Origin of the sequence: Echinicola soli (genome assembly GCF_006575665.1) — a bacterium.
GTDB lineage: Bacteria > Bacteroidota > Bacteroidia > Cytophagales > Cyclobacteriaceae > Echinicola > Echinicola soli.
Map to the genome: position 1 here is coordinate 1641218 of NZ_CP041253.1, position 21291 is coordinate 1662508.

18 protein-coding genes are annotated in these 21291 nt (G+C 44.0%); 12 read left to right on the top strand and 6 right to left on the bottom strand.

Annotation, left to right across the window (positions count from 1 at the left end; translation table 11 throughout):
* Positions 1-65 precede the first annotated feature (65 nt).
* The 8 genes from FKX85_RS06855 (at position 66) to FKX85_RS06890 (ending at position 7665) form a co-directional block, all read left to right on the top strand.
* A complete protein-coding gene (locus FKX85_RS06855) occupies positions 66-686 on the top strand; it encodes a hypothetical protein (protein ID WP_141614021.1) in 621 nt (206 codons plus the stop codon).
* Complete coding sequence (locus tag FKX85_RS06860; RefSeq protein ID WP_141614022.1) at positions 683-973, top strand: winged helix-turn-helix domain-containing protein; 291 nt, start codon at positions 683-685, stop codon at positions 971-973. Before FKX85_RS06855 ends, FKX85_RS06860 begins: the two co-directional genes overlap by 4 nt.
* A gap of 53 nt (positions 974-1026) precedes the next feature.
* Positions 1027-2379, top strand: a complete 1353-nt coding sequence (creD, locus tag FKX85_RS06865) for a cell envelope integrity protein CreD (protein WP_141614023.1) — start codon at positions 1027-1029, stop codon at positions 2377-2379.
* A 304-nt stretch (positions 2380-2683) separates the two neighbouring features.
* Complete coding sequence (locus FKX85_RS06870) at positions 2684-3235, top strand: gluconate 2-dehydrogenase subunit 3 family protein (RefSeq protein WP_141614024.1); 552 nt, start codon at positions 2684-2686, stop codon at positions 3233-3235.
* Positions 3236-3254: 19 nt separating this feature from the next.
* Positions 3255-4955, top strand: coding sequence for a GMC oxidoreductase (locus FKX85_RS06875; RefSeq protein WP_141614025.1), 1701 nt, complete (start codon positions 3255-3257; stop codon positions 4953-4955).
* Positions 4956-5056: 101 nt separating this feature from the next.
* Positions 5057-6004 carry a hypothetical protein gene (locus FKX85_RS06880; protein ID WP_141614026.1) on the top strand — a complete coding sequence of 316 codons (948 nt, stop codon included), beginning with the start codon at positions 5057-5059 and terminating at the stop codon, positions 6002-6004.
* Between the two features lie 225 nt (positions 6005-6229).
* Positions 6230-6853 carry a TetR family transcriptional regulator gene (locus tag FKX85_RS06885; RefSeq protein ID WP_141614027.1) on the top strand — a complete coding sequence of 208 codons (624 nt, stop codon included), beginning with the start codon at positions 6230-6232 and terminating at the stop codon, positions 6851-6853.
* Positions 6854-7083: 230 nt separating this feature from the next.
* The gene (locus FKX85_RS06890) at positions 7084-7665 is read left to right on the top strand and encodes a hypothetical protein (RefSeq protein WP_141614028.1); all 582 of its coding nucleotides are present in this window, start codon (positions 7084-7086) and stop codon (positions 7663-7665) included.
* Positions 7666-7737: 72 nt separating this feature from the next.
* Here FKX85_RS06890 and prmC read toward each other — a convergent pair whose 3' ends face one another.
* The 4 genes from prmC to prfA all read right to left on the bottom strand — a co-directional run bounded on the left by prmC (position 7738) and on the right by prfA (position 14629).
* Positions 7738-8577, bottom strand: a complete 840-nt coding sequence (gene prmC, locus FKX85_RS06895; RefSeq protein WP_141614029.1) for a peptide chain release factor N(5)-glutamine methyltransferase — start codon at positions 8575-8577, stop codon at positions 7738-7740.
* A 120-nt stretch (positions 8578-8697) separates the two neighbouring features.
* A complete protein-coding gene (locus FKX85_RS06900) occupies positions 8698-12435 on the bottom strand; it encodes a DEAD/DEAH box helicase (protein ID WP_141614030.1) in 3738 nt (1245 codons plus the stop codon).
* 476 nt (positions 12436-12911) lie between these two features.
* Positions 12912-13439, bottom strand: coding sequence for a GNAT family N-acetyltransferase (locus tag FKX85_RS06905; RefSeq protein ID WP_141614031.1), 528 nt, complete (start codon positions 13437-13439; stop codon positions 12912-12914).
* A gap of 113 nt (positions 13440-13552) precedes the next feature.
* Positions 13553-14629: a peptide chain release factor 1 gene (gene prfA / locus FKX85_RS06910; RefSeq protein WP_141614032.1), complete on the bottom strand. Its 1077-nt coding sequence runs from the start codon at positions 14627-14629 to the stop codon at positions 13553-13555.
* A gap of 840 nt (positions 14630-15469) precedes the next feature.
* Between prfA and FKX85_RS06915 the strand changes: the two genes are divergently transcribed.
* On the top strand, positions 15470-16120 hold the full coding sequence (locus FKX85_RS06915) for a Tll0287-like domain-containing protein (RefSeq protein WP_141614033.1): 651 nt from the start codon (positions 15470-15472) through the stop codon (positions 16118-16120).
* 131 nt (positions 16121-16251) lie between these two features.
* Here FKX85_RS06915 and FKX85_RS06920 read toward each other — a convergent pair whose 3' ends face one another.
* Complete coding sequence (locus FKX85_RS06920) at positions 16252-16875, bottom strand: thiamine pyrophosphokinase (RefSeq protein ID WP_141614034.1); 624 nt, start codon at positions 16873-16875, stop codon at positions 16252-16254.
* Between the two features lie 260 nt (positions 16876-17135).
* Between FKX85_RS06920 and FKX85_RS06925 the strand changes: the two genes are divergently transcribed.
* The 3 genes from FKX85_RS06925 to FKX85_RS06935 are packed head-to-tail and all read left to right on the top strand — an operon-like array spanning position 17136 to position 20349.
* Positions 17136-17648, top strand: a complete 513-nt coding sequence (locus FKX85_RS06925; RefSeq protein ID WP_141614035.1) for a 3-hydroxyanthranilate 3,4-dioxygenase — start codon at positions 17136-17138, stop codon at positions 17646-17648.
* A gap of 24 nt (positions 17649-17672) precedes the next feature.
* Entirely contained in the window at positions 17673-18953 is a 1281-nt protein-coding gene (kynU, locus tag FKX85_RS06930; RefSeq protein WP_141614036.1) for a kynureninase, read from the top strand.
* A gap of 40 nt (positions 18954-18993) precedes the next feature.
* Positions 18994-20349 (top strand): FAD-dependent oxidoreductase, encoded by a 1356-nt coding sequence (locus FKX85_RS06935; RefSeq protein ID WP_141614037.1) that lies wholly within the window; start codon positions 18994-18996, stop codon positions 20347-20349.
* Between the two features lie 459 nt (positions 20350-20808).
* Here FKX85_RS06935 and FKX85_RS06940 read toward each other — a convergent pair whose 3' ends face one another.
* Positions 20809-21228, bottom strand: a complete 420-nt coding sequence (locus tag FKX85_RS06940) for a DoxX family protein (RefSeq protein ID WP_141614038.1) — start codon at positions 21226-21228, stop codon at positions 20809-20811.
* Positions 21229-21291: the final 63 nt, after the last annotated feature.

The window sequence follows — 21291 nt, forward strand, 5'->3', positions numbered from 1 at the left end:
CAACCCCTCTATTTGTTTTTACAAGAAGCAATTCTATATTTACTTTGTAATTCAAAGTACTTTCTATGGATCAGCAAAAATACATCGATGACTTGCGGGAAATTCGCGAGATCATGAACAGGTCTTCTAAGTTTATTTCCCTAAGCGGCATGTCGGGCATAGCTGCGGGGATTATTGCGCTTATTGGAGCATATATAGCCAATACAATGGTCTATTCTCAGCTGGATGAAGGGGCTATCAATGATGTCGCCACGGATAAAATGCCCTTACTGTATCAGTTAATGTGGGTAGGTGGCTTGACACTGGTGTGTTCTGTGGCCGCAGGGGTATTGTTTACCAGAAATACGGCGAAGAAGAAAAAACAAAAGCTCTGGGATCATCAGACTAAAAGACTGTTGATCAATCTGGCCATTCCGATTTTGTCAGGTGGGATTTTCTGTGTGATCCTTTTGCTGCACGGACAATTGGCGTGGATTGCTCCGCTGACCCTGGTGTTTTATGGATTGGCTTTGGTCAATGCCAGTAAGTACACCTTGGGTGAAATCCGTGGTTTGGGATTAGCAGAAATAGCTTTAGGTTTGCTTGCTGCCTGCTTTACGGGATATGGAATTTGGTTTTGGGCGGTAGGTTTTGGGGTGCTTCATATTGTTTATGGATTGGTCATGCAATTAAAATACAAGTCGTGAAAGAGCTGTTAAAGGATCTTAATAAAGCCTTTGAAAATAAAATCAGGTTAGGAATAATGTCTGCCCTGGTGGTCAATGACCATTTGGACTTTACGGCATTAAAGGATTTGCTGGGGGTGACGGACGGTAACCTGGCCAGTCACCTTAAAACCCTGGAGAAGTACCGTTATATCCGCTACACCAAAGAGTTTTTGGACCGTAAGCCTAACACCAAATATTCGGCCACGGAAGAAGGGATTGAGGCCTTCGAGAAGCACATTAGAGCCATCGAACAATTATTAAAATAAAAAAATTTACCTATGTACTTTGTAATTCAAAGTACTTTTAAATCTAATTTATCATGAAAAACGAAAACACAGTATTTGAGAAAATTGGCAACTGGGTCAGTCATTCGGTTACCTTGAAATTATTGGTCATCACCATTTTGGTTTTATTATTATTGATCCCATCATCTATGATAATGGATTTGATAGCAGAGCGGGAAGCCTTAAGCCAAGCTGCGACTGAAGAGGTAAGTATGAAGTGGGCAAATAATCAACAGCTAAATGGCCCAGTGCTGACGATTCCTTTGGTATATGAATACAAGGAAAAGGAAGAACTCAAGGAGGTCGTAAAGTACCTATATCTCTTGCCTAACAACCTTCAGGTAGACGGAGAGGTGGTGCCGGAAAAACTAAAACGGGGGATCTATGAGGTGATCGTGTATAAGTCACAACTGGCAGTGTCGGGGAGTTTTGACCTGATGGAAAAAGTAGACCGCACCAATCTGAAGCAAATTCAATACGGTAAGGCATTTTTGACCATTGGTATTTCGGATTTAAGAGGGATCAAAGAAGAACTTGCCGTGGATTGGGGTGGAGTGGACTGTCAGGTAAAGCCTGGCTCAAAAGTCCCTTCCATTATCACACAGGGAATTACGGTGGATTTGCCCAATCTGGAAAGCAGCATGGGCACTAAGGTTCCGTTTCACTTTTCCCTTAATTTGCAGGGCAGCAGAAGCATATCTTTTGTGCCTGTGGGAGGAACTACGGAGGTAAATGTCAATTCTCCCTGGCCTTCTCCGAGCTTTTACGGCAATTTTTTGCCGGATCAACGAAAAGTTACCGGTCAAGGTTTTGAGGCCAGATGGAAGGTACTTCAGCTAAACAGAAACTTTCCGCAAAGTTGGGTAGACGAGATGCAGGGAAGTAATCTTCAGGCAGCGGCCTTTGGGGTGGATTTGATTTTTCCAGTGGATGATTACCAAAAATCCATACGCTCTGCAAAGTATGCTGTGATGACTATTTTGATGACGTTTTTAATTTTTTTCTTAGTTGAGGTCCTGAATAAACGCAAGATTCACCCTTTCCAGTATGCGCTGGTCGGTCTTGGGCTTTGTTTGTTTTATGTCTTGTTGGTATCGATTTCAGAGCACACTGATTTTAATACCGCCTACGCCATTGCAGCGTTTGGTGTGGTGGCCATGATTGTGCTTTATTCGTTGACGGTGTTCCGGAAGAAGAAGCTTTCGCTGCTGCTGTTGGCCGTATTGGTGGGGGCGTATAGCTTTTTGTATGTGACCCTGCAGTTGACAGATTATGCCCTGCTGATGGGAAGTGTGGGGCTTACCGTGATGCTGGCCATGACCATGTATTTCACGAGGAATATTGATTGGTACCAATTGAGCATCGGAAAAGAGGAAGAGAAGGGCTAGGGCTAGCGTGCCATGAATACAAATGCCAAGGTGTTTAGTACCTGTTGTATTTTTTCCATTTCTAAGCTGTTAGGTCTAAGCTTAAACAAAGCGAAGTGCTGCCCTTTGCGAATCAGGAGGGCAGCATTTTTTCACTTCTTCCTTCCTTCGTGGAATGTAATCCAAATATGAAGGCTAATTCCCCATTCTTATGTGCAATACAACCATAAAAACCTTTTATAAGGTCTTTTCATGGAAAATAATTTTTTATCACTGATGGAATCAATAATTTAATGGGTTCGAATCAAGTAATACCCTATAGAATATGAATAGACGCGAAGCAATGAAACGGACTGCCCTGATGTTTGGCAGTGCACTTTCGGTGTCCACTTTTGCTGTATTTCAGCAGGGCTGTACCCGTTCAAAAAATGCCATAGCGGGAGTTTTCAGTGATGAAGACACTAAGATAATGGCAGAGATTGGGGATATCATTATCCCGGAAACACCCGATTCCCCTGGAGCCAAATCCGTGGGAATTGGAGCTTTTATGGTGAAGATGCTGGAGGATTGTTATTCCCAGGAAGACCGGGAGAAGGTCTCCACAGCATTGAATTATTTTGAAGGCGAAAAGGATTTCTCTTCATTATCAGCAGATAAGCAAGTGGCGGCAGTAAGTGACTTGGACAGCCAAGTATATGGCAAAAGCAATGAGCTGGATGAAGGTCTTATGAGGGGCTATAAGATCATGAAGGAGTTGACTCTCTTTGGCTACTTCAGTTCTGAGGCCGGCGCCACGCAAGCCCTTCGCTATGAACTGGTACCTGGACGCTATGACGGCTGTGTCGATTTGAAGCCTGGCGACAAAGCCTGGGCGTAACCAAAAAAAAACAATCAATATGAATCTTAATATCAAAGCAGATAAAGAAAATACCTATGATGCTATTGTCGTAGGGTCAGGAATCAGTGGCGGCTGGGCTGCCAAGGAATTGTGCGAAAAAGGCCTGAAAACGCTGGTTTTGGAGCGGGGGAAGAATGTGGAACACATCAAAGGTTATCCCACCGCCAACCTGAATCCTTGGGAACTCGATCACCGTGGTTGGGCCACCAACGAAAGCAAAGAACAGCACCCGATCCAAAGTAAGTGTTATGCATTTGGAGAAGACACCCAGCAGTTTTGGGTCAATGATCTCGAAAATCCGTACAATGAGGTGAAGCCATTTAACTGGCTCAGAGGCTACCATGTAGGTGGCCGATCCCTGATGTGGGGAAGACAGTGTTATCGGTTGAGTGACATCGACTTCGAAGCCAATGCAAAGGATGGCTATGGGGTCGACTGGCCGGTGAGGTACAAGGACCTGGCCCCTTGGTACACCTATGTGGAGAAATTTGCCGGGATCTCCGGACAAGCAGAAGGGTTGCCTCAATTGCCAGACAGCCACTTCTTACCTGCCATGGAAATGAACTGTGTGGAAAAGCACGTGGCAGCACGTGTAAAAGAAAAGTTTGATGACAGGATCATCACCATTGGTAGGGCCGCACATGCCACAGAAGCTATCAATGGTCGAGGCCCATGTCAATATAGAAATCTCTGTGCAAGGGGCTGTCCTTTTGGGGGCTACTTCAGTAGTAATTCCGCCACGCTTCCGGCTGCCATGCAAACGGGAAATATGACGCTCAGGCCTTTTTCCATCGTGACAGAAGTGCTATATGATAAAGAGACCGGCAAGGCCAATGGTGTCCGTATTATGGATGCAGAAACCAAGGAGTACACCGAATATTATGCTAAAATCGTCTTTCTAAATGCCTCTACCTTAGGGACTGCGTGGATCCTGCTCAATTCTGTTTCAGATGCCTTCCCCAATGGTCTGGGCAATGGCAGCGAGCAGGTGGGACATAATTTAATGGACCATCACTATGGAGTAGGCGCTTCCGGGACCATCGAAGGATTTGGGGACAAATACTATTATGGACGAAGACCAAATGGCATCTACGTGCCGCGCTTTAGAAACATCAGTGAAGCCACCAAGCGGGATGATTATGTTCGCGGTTTTGGCTATCAAGGAGGTGCCGGGCGTGGGCGCGGTCAAGGTGGCCCAGCAGGAGTTGGAGCTGACTTTAAGCTTTCCAAGACACAGCCTAGCGATGACTGGAATTTTGGGATTGGATCTTGGGGTGAGCATTTGCCTTATTATGACAATAAAGTAAGTCTCAATCATGAGAAGTTGGATGCCTATGGACTTCCAACATTAGACATTGATTGTGAATTTAAGGATAACGAGCAGGCCATGCGTAAGGACATGCGCCAAAGTGCCATCGAGATTCTGGAAGCCGCTGGTGCTAAAAACATCAGTTCTTACGATAGCGCACCCCCTCCTGGACACTGCATCCACGAGATGGGTACGGCCAGAATGGGGAAAGATCCAAAAACGTCTGTCCTCAATGCCTACAATCAAATGCATGAAGTGCCCAATGTATTTATCACTGATGGCGCATTTATGTCATCTTCAGCCTGTCAAAACCCGTCACTGACCTATATGGCATTTACTGCAAGGGCCTGTGACCATGCGGTGAAAGAACTGAAAAAGCAGAATTTGTAAGCGGAGTTTCCTATTTGGCCATGGATAAAATAAATGAGTATGCCTCCTGCTTTTTATCCATGGCTATTTTTATACCAAATAATAAATAGTCTTTACGTCCAATGATCCAGTTACTCATGAAAATCCTTTCGGCTACATTGATGATATTCCTGAGTATTTTAGGGATCGTGGTGGTGAAAGTAAGCGATGACCCGACGATCGTACTTTCTTCGATTAGAGGTGAATACAGTAAGTTGAAATCGGTCAATGTCCCATTGGATGATGAGGTTTCAGATGAGGTGGAGGTGACCTTTTTAGGTGATCATGCGGATTTTTTTTCCATCAAAAAAATGGAAACCTCAAAGGGTGCTTTGATGGTGGACGTCCAGTTTACGCCAAGCATGGAATTTATTGGTCTTGCAGAAGCGGTCATGGAAGTAACGTCGGGAGATGAATTATTGACAAGCATGTCGGTTCGCGGCTTGAGTACAAAAGCCCTGGAAGGAGAAAATGAACCGCCTTTGGCTTTGGTAGTTCAGGCTCTTGGCTGGAACGTCGACTTAGGATGGACTGACCTTGCCAATCATACCAAATCTGAACTGCAAGGTGATGAATTGCTTGTAAAGTATTTTAGAAAAGCAGAAGGTGCAGAGATGGTAGAGATGATACCGGTAGCACGATACAGTCCACCTTTTATGCTTCCGTTTGGGTATTATGAGATGGGCAATGAAGCTCCTGTTTTGGAAGAGGTAGGGGTGTTGGCAAATAGTGGCAGCTATCCGGAGCACCAAACCCTATTCCCATCCCTCGAAAAAGGACAAACTTCATTTGATCCGGGTACGCTGTCTTTTGGTTTCTATACCACCAGTCCGAGCCATGTGGCCTATTCTGAGGATAGCTGGAATCAATCGCTTCATCCGGATCATGCCGTACATGCATGCAGAGTATATGCCGTAAAGGATCATGAAGGGAAATTGGTGGATAATCAATATTTGGTATGCTTTGAAGAAGCCGCCAACGGGGATTATCAAGATTACGTCTTTTTGGTGAAGCATGTGGTTGCAAAATAATTTTTTAGTATCATAGTCCTTTTAATTTCATGAGAGAGGGTATTTGAATTCGACTAAATTGTCCGTTTGACCTAGGGAAAAGTTTTCATTTTTAACTTTATTGACTCAATGGCATGTGACTGGTTTTTTTAGATAGATGATTCTTTTGGTTTTCACTTGTTAATTGTTAAAATTACTAAAACATTAAACGTTTGTTTAACAATTTTATCAAATGAACTTTGCATCATGGAGCCCAATGAAAAAAAGGTAAAAATCATGGAAGTAGCCGAAAAGCTCTTTGCTAAAAATGGCTTTTCGGCTACTTCTGTTAGGGAAATATCCAAAAAGGCAGATGTGAACATCGCTATGATTTCTTATTACTTTGAGAGCAAAGAAAAATTGCTGGAAGCAATATTTCACTATAAGGGGGACTATCTGAGGGTTATGGTAGAAAACTTACTTCAAAAGGATTCCTTTACCCGTTGGCAAAAACTGGATTGGCTGGTAGATGAATATGTGGACAGGTTTTTAGAGAATCAATACCTGCACAGAATTATCCTACGAGAGAGTGGCTTGCACAGCAAAGGAAGCTTGAGGGAGTTTATTGACAAGCAACGTTATGGACATTATAAAATGGTGAAGGAGTTTATCGAAAAGGGCCAAGTGGACGGAGAATTTAAAGAGGGTGTCGATTTATTGATGCTCTATTCCTTGCTACCGGGAACCACGAAGCATTTGCTTTTTCATGAGTCATTTATGAGGCATGTAGTCAAGGCAGAGTCAGGCAGGGAGATTGATCTGGAGGATCTCAAGATCAGGACGCAGTCATTTCTGAAAATGACCCTGCGAATGCTCCTTCAAAAAGAATAATGGCCATTGTTCAGGCCCTGGCATTGGTGATGAATACTGTGTTTGCCTGAAATGTGGAAATTGACTTATCGACCGGGTAAAGCATCAGTTATGTTACTGGTACTAATTTTATAACCTATTTTGCCCTTCACTGGTTAGGGAAATTTACATGTTTAAGTGTATTTTTTATAATATCCATATAGCCTAAATTTGGAGTAAATGATCTATTAGTGTGTATAAACTTTTTTAAAATGAAAACATTAAAGAAACTACTCCTCCTTACCATCGTGCTGCAGGTAGCCAGTTGTAGTATGGTCAGGGATGAAGATGGATCGGATCCCACTGATCCCGAAAATCAAACGGAAGCTGAAATTCCGAGCAACCTTCACTTTGCCTTTAAAACAGAAGATTGGGAAAGGCAAATAGACTGTACACATCTGGACCTGGATGCTACCAGCAGTGAGCTATTGATGGCTACTTCCCAGTCCACCGGTTCGAAGTTTTATTTTGTAGTACCGGCTAGCAGTAGCGAAATGGCAAAGGCTGCAAATTTGGGGAAATATCCCATTGGAATAGAGGAATATTTTTCCATGGCGCTGATTTTACCCATGAGCCAAGGCAGTGAAACAAGATTAAAATCTGAAATAGGATCTAGTGAATCCGATTCATTTAATGAGGTCGTATCGATTACCCTGGACAGTTCAGAAGGAGCCTTTGATTTTTATAGCGTTAAGGGCAGGTATAAAATGAAAATGGAGGGCATTGAAGATGAGGCATTGAACAAGACCTGTTCCGGTACCTATCACTTTAAGATTAGGACGGCAAGAAATTGATTTTGCGATTGTTTTGATTTTACCTCTGCTTAAGGCCTAGCGGTCTTGGGCAGGGGATTTTTCATGATGTAACTAGCTTTTGAGCCCAGACAATATCCTGGCCTTGCCTTGTAGATCTTGATGTACTGTGACCTGTTGATAGCCCAAATCACTAATCAGTTGCTCCATTTCCGAGGCAAAAGCCTCGTTAATTTCAAAATATAGTTTACCACCTTGCTTTAATGCTTCCAAGCCTTTGGTGGCAATTGTGCGATAAAAGATCAAGGGATCCGCGTCTGAAACAAACAAGGCCAGTGAAGGTTCATGCTCCAGGACATTTTTATGCATGTAGGCTTTTTCCAGTTCACGCACATAAGGTGGGTTACTGACCAGGATATCCAGTTCTCGGGCAGGAATAGGATCAGTTAGGATGTCCACGGCTGAAAAAGTTACCTTGGCGTTCAGTTTAAGGGCGTTGGTACGGGCGATATGTAAGGCTTTCTGGCTGATGTCTATCGCAAAAACTTCAGGCTGCGGCATTTCTAGGTAAAGCGTAATGGGGATACAGCCGCTACCAGTTCCAATATCCATGATGCGAATCCCGCCTTTGGGATTTTCTTGCAGGATCAAATGGACCAGCTCCTCGGTTTCATTTCGGGGAATTAGCACTGATGGATTTACCTTGAAATCCCTGCCATAGAAAGGCGCTTCTTCGAGAATATACTGGATGGGTTTACCCGTCTGAAGTTCATCTATGGCAGTGTAAAGTGACTGTGGGACATGCTCAAGCTTCTTGTCTTGGATGATATCTCCCCTCTTGACTTGCAGGAAATGTTCCAATATCCAAAAAGCAATGGATTGCGCTTCTGTATCTGGATAGTCTTTTTTTAATCCGTCCGAAATGGTTTGGTAAAGGGTTCTTGAACTGGTCATGTAAAAGGAATGGAGAGATAAAGTGAGCAATTACTAATTTATAAATCCCAAAGAATAGCGTTAATCCACATTGGATGATGATTTCAGTATTGACCAAAACCTGGTGACCTTTGGGCACGGTTATGAGAATAATTCCAGCAAGGAGTCTTTGGTCAATGTGCTCAATATGCTGCTTCCTTCGCCGATGATATCCTTGGATAGTTTCATTTTTGCTTCTTGTAGATGGAGGATTTTTTCTTCCACGGTGTTTTTGCAGACCATCCGGTAGGCGAAAACATTTTTTTTCTGCCCCATACGGTAGCAACGGTCAATAGCCTGGTTTTCTGTAGCGGGGTTCCACCAAGGATCCACAATATAAACATAATCTGCCGCGGTAAGGTTTAGCCCGGTCCCACCAGCTTTGAGGCTGATCAGGAATACCCTGTTTTCTTCGTTTTCCTGGAAGATTTTCACCCTTTTCTCGCGTTCCTTTAAGCTGGTTTTACCATCGAGGTAGGTATAATTTACATTTTCTTCCTGTAGCTTATCAGTGATCAGTTCCAACATTTTTACAAATTGGCTGAAGATGAGTATTTTATGCTTGCCGGTTTTTTCCAGAATATGTTCCAGCAGCAGGTTGATTTTTGCAGACTCTTGGACGGGTTCCCCATTTTTTACCAATGCGGTCGAATCACAGATTTGGCGAAGCCTGGTAAGCCCTTCCAGCACGTAAAAATTGGTGTTATCTTCACCATCTTCTTCAAGTTTTCCCCTGAGAAAATCACGGTATTCATTTCTATAGGCATCATAGAGCTTGCGTTGGACAGCTCCCATTTCGCAATATAGGTATTCCTCAGTTTTGTCCGGTAGTTCAGTGAGCACTTCCTCCTTGGTACGTCTTAGGATAAAAGGAGCGACTTTTTTGCGGAGTTCTACAGCCAAATGGCTCTGATCACCTTTTTTCAGTGGGTTGGCGTAATCCCGCTTGAAGGCTGCAAAAGTGGTAAAGAATCCCGGGTTTACGAAGTTCATCTGGGCAAAGAGCTCCGCGATATTGTTTTCGATAGGCGTGCCGGACAGGGCGATTTTAAGGGGGGATTTAAGTTGGGTCAGGGCGCGGTGACGTCTGGAGGAGACGTTTTTGATGGCTTGGGACTCGTCAGCCACGATCAGCTGAAACCTGATGTTTTTAAGTAACTCAATGTCGTTGATCACCACGCCGTAGCTGGTGAGCACTACGTCATGTTTCTTAAACTCCGCCGGATCATCGTAGCGCTGTCCATGATGGATAAAATAGTCCAGGTGTGGGGCAAATTTGTCAAGTTCATTTTTCCAGTTGAACAAAAGCGTGGTGGGCGCCACTACCAGAACGGGGGCGGATTTTTTGCCTTCTTTGATTTGACATATCAGGGATATCAGCTGCAGTGTTTTGCCCAGTCCCATATCATCTGCCAAAATACCTCCCCAGCCGTAATCCTTCAGGAAATTCAACCAGTTCAGTCCCTCTTGTTGATAATGCCTGAGTTGGGCATTTAGCTTTTTGGGCGGGGGGGTGTTTTCGATTTCCTTAAAGGAAGCCAGTCGTGCTTTTTTTTCTGCGATTTCTTGAAGTAATGCCTTGTGCTGCTCAGGATCTGCAAGTTCATCTACCAGTGAAAAGTGGGTTTTGGCCACTTTTAGGGTGTTTTTGTCTTGCAAGGAGGAGCGAAAGAGCTTTGCGAATTTCTCCATCCACTTTTCGGGAAGTATGCCGATGGATCCGTCACTGAGCTCGATGTAGTTTTGGCCGGATTCCACGGCTTTTTTGAGATCTTTGAGTTTTACCTTGTTATTTCCAAAGGCCACTTCCAGGTTGGCCTCAAACCAGTCAGGCTTAGTGTCCAGGTTGAAGTCTACTTGGGCCGGGTGGGGAGAAAACTTAAAGCCCTTTAGCTGGTCCAGCCCAAAAACCCTGACGCCGGATTCTTTCAGCTTCTCAAATGCATCAAGGAACCAGTAGTTGTCCATAAACTGGTCAAAACTCAAATAAAAAAAGCCTTGAAGCCCTTTGTGGGCAAAGGCCGGGTGCATTTTTTGGATGTCCTGGACGAGTTGTTCTTCCTCTTCCAAATCCGGTAAGTACACCTTATTGTTTTCATGATCTATGAGTGTGCCGTTTTCCAAGGGATAGGAAAGCAGTCCTTCCTTATAGCGGACGGCTGGTCTGAAAAGGACAAAATTGCCCATTTCTGAAATATAGAGGTGCCTTTGTGGTTTTTCTGTAGGTTCATCGATTTCGATTATTCCCGCTTCGTAGTTTACTTTAAAATCTTTTGCCAGTCGATGGATAAGGCCTCGTTCCATTTCGGGTCTGTCTTTTTCGGTAAAGCGAATGATAGGAGTAGACAGGAAATACAGTAAAGCCTTATGCTCCTTTGGGGTTGGGAAGTAGGCCAATCTTTTCTGATGAATGAGTAAAAATAAATCATAAATAACGCACTGCTCATCCAGTTCATCGACAAAGAACCGTTCGTTTTCTACTAATATATAAGGACGTAAAAGGTAGGTAAATTCTTCACGGGAAAGATTGAACTGCAAGTTTGCTGTTACTGCAGTGATTTTTTGTAGGTCTTTAGGCCTGGGCTTGTAGTTGTAATAATGGACCGATGGCGCTAGGAGATGAAAAGGCAATTCCTTGCCTATACTTAGGATAGCGAGGAATTTTTCATGAAGTGTGATTAACGTGTTGTCATCATTGCTTTTAGCCAACAACTTGTTCATGCTGGTCAACTGCGGAATTAGCTCCTTGATCCCAGTGGTAGGTGCCAATGATGCATCCTCTGGATCGTACACCCAGTCAAGCTTGGTCTTTAGTTCCTCCGGAGCACGTTTTGTTCCCTTTCCTTTGATAGCCTTGATACAGGACAGTTTACTTGAGTAATTGTTGATGAAAAATGCGATTCCGGCATTGTACGTCCCGGTGTCACTGGACGTGTGGTTCAGTAACTGCTCGCCCGAGCTCATGCTGTTCAGCGCCGAAAATAGCTCCTTGTCCATCGACTCAATCAGTGGTGAAGTATTGAATAAGCCTTCTAGTCGGCCTTTTGGATATACATTGAGCAAGTCCCCAGACAGGTTGATCTCAAAATAATCTTCAAAGCTTCCTGTTAATTCTTCCAGACCGTGTTCTGCCAGTACATATTCCATTATTTTGGCTCGTTTTGCAGGAATCGCGTAGTTTAGTTCTTTTGAGGATTGCTTCATTCGCTGATAAAACCATACCAAGGCGTTTTTTATCAGGATATCCTTTTGATAATTGCAGGATAGGGTGATGTTATCTTTATGAATCTGGATTGTAAGTTCGTAATGGTGGGAATAATCGGTCAATAGATAGACGAGACGATTGGTGGAGATCTTCACATCTTCTACTTTACAATGCCATCCCCTGTAGTTTTTGATAAATTCTAAATTTGAAAGGAGGACATTTGGGGCATCAGGGTCAAAGGCAATCTCCATTGGGCTCAGTGGATTTTCGGATTTTACTTTTGATGTTTGGGGGAGTCGGATATTCCCTTTCTTCTGAGCCGAAAGGTATAACATTGCCGCAGCAGTATGCTTGCACTCACCATTGTCCTCAAAATAGATACATTCACATGAGCCCACTTCTTTTCCCAAAAAACCTCGCTGAAATTGGCTGGCTTCTTCGAGGTTGATCTTAACCTCATAATGAGGTTGGATGTTTCCTTTGACGAAAAAATTAAGCTCCCGATTATGTGTATTAACACTAACTAATTCACAATCATCATTCCGAAAAAGTTGCTCTCCTCTTTGGTATATAGTGGGGTCTAGGAGTCTCAATTCCTCTTCCAAACAATTAATTTCCTGTCTCGATAGCTTCATTTTTTTTAAGATAAGACTGAAAAATCTCTAGATGGTTATAGCTTGCAAATTAAGATGAAAAAACGAGCTGGAAAAGTAGCGTCAGATCAATAATTCCCAGAATTGGATGCAAAAATATCCATACCACATCTCATAAAGGCAGCAGGCCTAAGCCTGCTGCCTGGAATATTGAGACTTCATGAAATGCCTTCCATGTTGTGTTGATAATAAAGAAAATACTACCATTTGCCTTTTTTCTGATCCTTGGGATGTATCCCATAGTGCTTTTTTACTTGGCCTGGAGGCATTTTCTTTTGACTTTTCTTATAATGGTGCCCATGATTTCGGTGGTGGGCCACACAGGAAGTCGTCAGTATTGCGGACCCTGTAAGAAAGAGCCCTGCAAAGCAGATGTTTAGTATAAACCGTTTCATATTTGCTTAAAAACCAATAATCAGGCCAATTTGATGGTTTTTGCCTGATTATTGGTTTATGGGTCACTCATAATCTTCCCTAAGACAGACAAATTGAAAAATATCACCGACTTTATCATTTTTGATAAAACCTCCTTTGAGGATGGCTTCTTCTTGGAATCCTGCTTTTTGCAAGACTCTCATGCAGGGAATATTGAAGTCATAGACCGTGGCAAAAACCCGCTGGACTTCAAAGTTCTTGAATAGATAAGGGACAAAACGTTTGACTGCCTCCGTGGCAATTCCCTGTCCCCAAAACTGCTCTCCAAGCCAAAATCCGATTTCCATATTGGTGCGGAGTTCATTTTCTCCTTTGTGGATGCCTATGGCGCCCACGAGTGTACTGTCTTTCTCGATGGCAAAATTTTGTGGAGGATTGAATTTAATGTTGTGCTCGATCCAGAAACGGGCATCATGAAGGGTGTAGGGCTGGGGAAAGCTATCTTTCAGGTTTTTGGCGATGGCAGGATTGTTGGCCAATGGGTACAGTTTGTGGAAATGCTGTCCGCCCCAGGTATTTAGCGTGATACCATTTTCTCCTTCGATTTTCATATACAGCGTTTGATTTTTTTGATGAACTAAATGATTTTGCACCCACTGCATAATTCATACCTAAATTAGGATTTGCAGAAAAAAAAATCAACGTGAAAAACGCCCCATGGAAGTTAGTCTTCCATGCCACTGTTTTTGAGTCTTTCAGCATTTTCCGCAAATCGCAGTGCACTTGTAAATTCTTCAAGATTGCCATCCATGACATCGGGAAGGTTATAGACCGTTTTGTTGATACGGTGGTCCGTTACCCGGCTTTGTGGATAATTATAGGTCCTGATCTTATCCGATCGGTCACCACTTCCTACCATGGATTTTCGCTGGGCACCTACTTCTTCGTTATGTTTGGCCAGTTCGATCTCATATATCCTGGACCGGAGTACCTTGAGGGCTTTTTCGAAGTTTTTGATTTGTGACTTTTGGTCCTGACAGGTGACCACGATGCCCGAAGGTTCGTGGGTAAGCCTTACGGCCGAGTAGGTGGTGTTTACGGACTGACCACCGGGGCCTGATGAGCAGTAGGTGTCCTTCCTGACATCGTTCATGTCGATTTCCACATCTACGTCTTCCATTTCGGGAAGTACTGCGACGGTAGCAGCAGAAGTGTGAACTCTTCCTTGTGTTTCTGTGGTGGGAACCCGCTGGACACGGTGGACGCCAGATTCGTATTTAAGCATACCAAATACATCGGCTCCTGAGACAGTACTGATGATTTCTTTATAACCTCCAGCAGAGCCAAAGGTAAGGTCAAGCACCGTAAGGTTCCAGTTTTGCTTTTCGGCGTAGCGTTCGTACATGCGGAATATATCTCCTGCAAAAATAGCCGCCTCATCACCGCCCGTGCCACTCCGGATTTCCAGGATGCAATCCTTGGAGTCATTCGGGTCTTTGGGGATGAGCATTTGTTTTAGCTCCTTCTCGTATTCGGTTTCCTTTTCCTTCAGTTCGTCTAGCTCCGCTTTTGCCATGTCCCTGAAATCAGGGTCTTTTTCGGTTTCAAGGATCGCTTTCGAACTTTTTATATTGTCCAGTACCAGTTTATATTCGTCAAATACTTTGACGATCTTCTCCAGGTCTTTGTATTCTTTGGTGAGCTTGGTGTATTTGCTCATATCGGACATTGCATCCGGCTGAATGATCAGCTGTCCCACTTCCTCAAATCGGTCTTTGATGTGCTCTAATTTATCAAGCATATAGTTTTTGGTCTTTGCAAGGACAAAATTAAGAAAATAAGTGACACGGCGATAACCATGGCCGCTTCATTCATCAGGTTAAATAATCCACTATAAAGCCTCGAAGGAGCAAAGGTTTTTCTTTGACATTGGCTGGTGCTAGTCCGCATTTTAAAATGACGACTTCCTGAACTGGCATTGGTAATGCCCATATTGCCAAAATGATTCTTCCCGGATCAAAAAAATAAATGGTTCTATATGGAATACTGTAGTTAGATTATCCACGGGACTGTCCCACTTGTGCGGATAGATCAGGGGAATAGTTTTGTTCCTACGGCACAAAGCCCCCTGGAGGCATCCTGATTATACCAGGCTTAAATGCCCAGCGGCATTGGCCAGGACTCCCTTCTCACTATTTTAGCCGACAGAAGTGTCAGCAGGGATGCTCCTTAGGAGCATTAGCTTAGTAACAGGAATTGGATACAGCATCCTAACAGTGCCGTAGGTACTGACCATGGGCAAGGAAAACATATATCATTATCGACTGCATCAGGAGCATGGGCACCCAAATTCATCCGTCCACGCGATGCTTCGATCTCCATAGCCTGCTAGGGCTCAGTTTACCCATAGTAAATCATATAGAACCAAAAAAATAGTAAGATTACCAAAGCTTCATTTCCTCAATGTTTAAGAAATATTCCTCCCCGTATCCCCGCAACTTGGTGGTACTATCCTTAATTGCATGGTTAGCCACTTCCCTTTCCTGCCTGGTTTTTTCTCAGGCCATTTAGAGGAAGAAAGCGCATAAAACTGGCTTTGGTGCCGTTAATACCCTAACTTTGGAGGGACTAAAAGAGGATCATGATGCGAATTTTATCCATAATAATAGCTGGATTGTTGATTTCCTGTGGCTCACGCAAAAAGGTGGACCGTGAAGTGTTTGATGCCGTCAATGAGTCCATGGAAATCAAAAAGGTCAATGAAGTGGATATCATCAACCTGGCCATCAAATGGGGCAATGAAATAAGTGCAGAAGCCCAGCAAGAGTTGATGGGGAAATTGAACAAGTCGATCAACGAAAAAGGAGTGGCCGGTGCAGTGGAATTTTGCAATGTGGAGGCACTACCTTCGCTAAATGAAGTGAGTAAGCGGCACAAGGTGGTCGTAAGAAGGGTTTCCCATGACTTCAGAAACCCTGCCGATCAGCCTAATGAGGAGGAAGAGATGTTGCTGGAGGCTTATGAGTACAATGAAGAAAATGGGGTGAAGAACTCTGCAAATGTGCAGGAAATCGGAAATGGTGAAATCCTACTCTATACAAAGGCCATTAAAATCCCAGGAGAAATGTGCTTGAATTGTCATGGTGATCCAGGCGTGGATATTGGGGAAGAAACCTTAGAGAAGTTAGACGCCTTATATCCAGAAGACAAGGCCAAAGGTCACAAAGTCGGAGAACTCAGGGGAATGTGGAGCATTGCCATTCCGAAAAAAGAAGTGGTGAAGAAACTGTAAAGATTTGATTTAGCGTATCAAGTAGCTAGAGGCAAGTATAAAGAAAAAGGTTCTCGGTTACTCACCTTGCAGGGGAAGTTAGGTGGGGTGAGCCAATAACCAGGAGGAACAGTTTACCGAACACCGAAACACTAAATCTCCTCCCCGATCATTTCTCCGATCCAGTAGGGCTGCTGCATGGATTGGAAGATGATGGTGCCACCATCGGCTTCTACGAAGGTGGCATGTTTGATGTTGATGAATTGGCTTTCTGAAGCGGTTTTCATCTCGATGAGGGTGCCTTCCGGTGCGTGTAGCTGGATGGAACTTTGCGGAAACCATTTTTTGAAGGATTTGTCCCTCACCGGAAAATAGCGGATGGGGCCGTCAAAGACCACGATATTCACCAGGTCTAATTTTTTTTCCAAATGAAAAAGCTGTTTATGGTCGTAGCCAATAATGTTTACGGCTGGATGCTTGGTAGCGATAAGGTACTCGAGCCCTTCTTCCAGGAATTTTTCCTGCTGACATGTCAAAAAGCGTAGGGGATACTGTTCTTCCAGAAGTTTGACATGCTCCTTTTGGTATTCGCTAGAAGCTAAGATTACATCAATTTTAATTCCCCAAGAGCGTACCATGTCTACCATCGGCTCGGCCACCAACACGGTGGGTACCCACTCCAATAATGGTGCGATCTGCTCGTAAGACAGCCGGGCAGTGTCCAGGATGAGCATGGCAGGTTCTTGCTGCTCTTTCACAAAATGATGCGATGACATTATCAGGTTGTTTTGAAAATGTTTTATTTTCAAAGTAACGATAATTTCTTTGAAGATGGAAGTTTGAAATACTTCAAAAACCGTTCGGAAAGATTTTAACGGTGAGACCGTCTTTTCCACATGAATAACCCTTTGATGAATCATAATTACTGCTAGTTTTTTTATACTTTTATGGGGCAAAAGCCATCCGCAATATTACGCGGTAGGCAGAATTGGGGAGCAGTGAAAGATCTTCCCATGTCACCAAAACCACTATTCAAATGGCATTGACAAAACCGTTTAATTTCAAGCAATGGATTGACGATAACCGACACTTGCTTAAACCGCCAATCGGCAATCAACAAGTGTATAAAGGGAATGAAGATTTTATCGTGATGGTCGTGGGAGGTCCTAATTCCCGGAAGGATTACCATTATAATGAAGGCGAGGAATTTTTCTACCAACTAGAAGGGGATATCGTGCTGAAAGTGATCGATGAGGGCCAGCCAAAGGATATAGAAATCAAGGAAGGGGAAATTTTTCTTTTGCCACCAAAAGTGCACCATAGCCCCAGAAGACCAGCCAATACTGTTGGACTGGTAATAGAACGGTACCGAAATGAAGGCGAAGAGGATGGTTTCATTTGGTATTGTGAAAACTGTGGAAATAAGCTTTACGAAGAATATGCGGCGGTGACAGATATTGTGACTCAGCTGCCACCGATCATGGAGCGCTTTTGGAGCAATCCTGAAAACACTACCTGCACATCGTGTGGAACCAAAATGGAAAAATAGTACCGTTTCAGTTAACAGGAAAATATGACTGCATACCGCTATAGCCTGGCTTTTGCCCAGGAAAGGGACCGTGAAGACCCCCTCAGGAAATTCAAAAGTCGATTTTACTTTCCTAAGGTAAATGGAGAGGAAGTTATTTACTTTTGTGGTAATTCCCTGGGACTTCAGCCAAAATCAGTCAAAGGGTACCTTGAGCGGGATTTGGACAGTTGGGCGACCAAAGCCGTGGATGGCCACTTCGATGGAGAAGATCCGTGGTTTTCTGTCCATGAAAGGTCCAAAGCCGCCTTGGCGGAAATAGTAGGTGCGAAAAAGCACGAAGTGGTGGCCATGGGCAGTTTGACCAGTAACCTTCATACGCTGATGGTGTCCTTTTATCAGCCAGGAGGTAAGCGGCATAAAATTCTGACAGAAGCGGGAGCTTTCCCTTCAGACATGTATGCACTGGAGACCCAGGCAAAGTATCATGGGTTGGATCCGAATGAGACAATCATCGAAGTGGCGCCCAGAACAGGGGAGCATACCCTAAGGACGGAGGATATTCTGCAAGCGATATCCGCACATAAGGATGAATTGGCTTGTGTGATGATGGCGGGGTTGCAGTATTATACTGGCCAGGTGTTTGACATGGATGCGATTACCAAGGCCGCTCATGACGCAGGGGCTCTGGTGGGGTTTGACCTTGCCCACGCGGTGGGGAATGCCCCTTTACGGTTACATGACTGGGGAGTGGACTTTGCGGCGTGGTGCAGTTATAAGTACCTGAATTCGGGGCCGGGAAATGTGGCAGGGATTTTTGTGCACGAGCGACATGGTGATAACCCGAAACTGAACCGTTTTGCAGGCTGGTGGGGGCATGATGAAAAGGTGCGCTTCAAGATGGAAAAAGGCTTTGCTCCCATGTATGGAGCCGATGGCTGGCAAACATCCAATGGTAACGTCCTGGGAATGGCGGCACACCAAGCTTCATTGGATATTTTCAAAGAGGCAGGGATGGCACACCTAAGGAAAAAAAGCGTACAATTAACAGGGTTCTTAGAATACCTGATTCGTGAAATAAGCGGTGATAGCGGAGTGCTGGAGATCATTACACCAAGTGCTGAAGAGGAGAGAGGATGCCAATTGTCACTGTTGATCCATAAAGGCGGAAAAGCCGTATTTGATGAATTTTACCGAAACGGGATTGTTGGGGACTGGCGAAACCCCAATGTGATCAGGATCGCTCCGACCCCCCTTTACAATAGCTTTGAGGATGTGTTTAAATTTGCCAAAATCCTGGAACAATCCTTATCGAAATTCGCTTAATAGACCAAACCTATTGCAAACCTATTAATATATAAAACCCATGAACAAGAATGATGTCAGCATAATTGGTGCGGGACTGATTGGATCATTGCTGGGGATCTACCTTCAGAAGAAAGGGATCAATGTTTCTATCTATGAGAAGCGGCCTGATCTGAGGGATAAAAGGCATGCCCCAGAGGGGCGTTCCATCAATATGGCGCTTAGTGACAGGGGATGGAAGGCGCTGGATAAGATCGGCCTTCGTGAAATGGTAGAGCCTTATGTGATTCCGATGTATGGAAGGAGAGTCCATGATGAGCACGGTGAGACCTCTTTCTTGTCCTACGGCAAAGAAAACCAAGCGATTTATTCCATCTCAAGGGGTAAGTTTAACCATATGCTCGTGGATGAAGCGGAGAGGTATGGAGCTAAAATGAACTTTAACCATACTTGCGAGGAGATCAATATTGGAGAGACTTCTTTAACAGTGATCTTGCCAGACGGAACAAAAGAACATCGTGAAACTGACGTAATCATAGGTGCAGATGGGGCTTATTCTTCTCTGCGAGATGCGATGCAGCGACAGACAAGGCTAAACTATAAGCAAGAGTACATCTCCCACGGCTATAAGGAGCTGACCATTCCGGCTACGGCTGATGGTGAGTTTGCGATGGATCCCAATGCCCTTCATATCTGGCCAAGGGGGCAGTTTATGTTGATAGCTTTGCCCAATCCTGATAAATCCTTCACCTGTACACTTTTTTTGCCTTTTGAAGATGGAAAAGTATGTTTCGACAAGATCAATGATGAAGGTGACTTGGAGAGCGTGTTTAAAAACTATTTTGCTGATGCCTTTGTGTTAATGCCTGACCTGAACAAGGAATACTTTGGTAACCCCACCTCTTCTCTGATCAATGTGGAGTGTTTCCCTTGGCTGGCCAATAAGTCAATGCTGATCGGTGATGCCTGTCACGCCATGGTTCCTTTCTTTGGCCAAGGGATGAATTGTGGCTTTGAAGATTGCTTTATCCTTGATGGACTTATAGAGAAGTATGGAACTACTTCTTGGGAATTGGTTTTTGAGAAATTCCAAAAAGTCAGAAAACCAGATACCGACGCCATCAGTGAAATGGCCAGAAATAATTTTACCGAGATGAGGGACAGCGTGGCCAATCCTCGTTTCCTTATTCGTAAGAAAATAGAGGCGAAGCTCCATGAACTGTTTCCCAATGAGTGGATTCCCCTCTATACGATGGTGACGTTTTCGGATATGAAATATGCAGATGCGTATGCCCAGGGAAGGCTTCAAGATGAAATAATGGATAAAGTAATGGAAGATCCGATGATATTGCAAAATTGGCAACAAGTGGATTATGGATCGATCATTTCACAGATAGAAACCGCTAGAATGGTATAACGCTGGGTGTTAGGTGCCAGATACCATGTCGCAATAATCCGGTTATGGCAAGATAGCTTTGTGGTCTTGGGAGCCTTTGGCTTTGTCTATCCTAAAGATGTCGAAGGACCAGGCCGCAAAGCTACGATTGTTTCACCACTGGGGGAAATACTTGACTTAAGACTGAATACTCGTTACTAAAGAATGCGTCAGGGCCTGAATTTTGTTGACACTTTTTACCTGCTTTTCCTTATCCACTTATAATGGGCGTTAGCGTAAAGGAGATGCCTTTGGCGTCATTTTTACGACTATGGGAATTCGCGTTGAACTGAAAACTTCATTGAAAACTGAATAAGCCTGCTTGTTACCATACAAGCCCTCCGAGGGTTGATTTTGCTCCCAAAGAACCCCACTTAACCTCCCGGGAGAGGAAGACAAGACTCTCACATTTCCATACTCAATACTCATGTCTCATTATCCTCACCGATAACGGTTTTTCTTGAGAATCTGAGCGTCCATGGAGATGCTGCCAGGGCCAGAAAGGAACAGAGAGGTAAATGTAGCCAAGTAAAGTAAGCCTATTTCCTTGTCGCCGAAGGGATCATCTCCGTGGATGATAAACACGGCCACGATCATGGTGATCATAAGAGGGATCAGTGCCAACCTGGTCATAAAACCAAGTGCCAGCAAGATAGCGCAAAAAAATTCCGCGAAAATAGTCAACTGTAAAGATACTGCAGGCCCAACCCCAATTGGGTCAGGGAATTTGGTCAGGTATTCGCTGAATTTAACAATTTTTGACCATCCATGAGTCATCATCAACGCAGCAGCACCCACTCTGAGGAGTAAAAGTGCCAAACTGCCAGATATAGGACTGTTGGAAAAGAGTATCTTTTTCATATTTTTTTACTTGATTATATAATGTGTTTATTCTAAAACGTAGGTTTGGTATATCTATTGGAA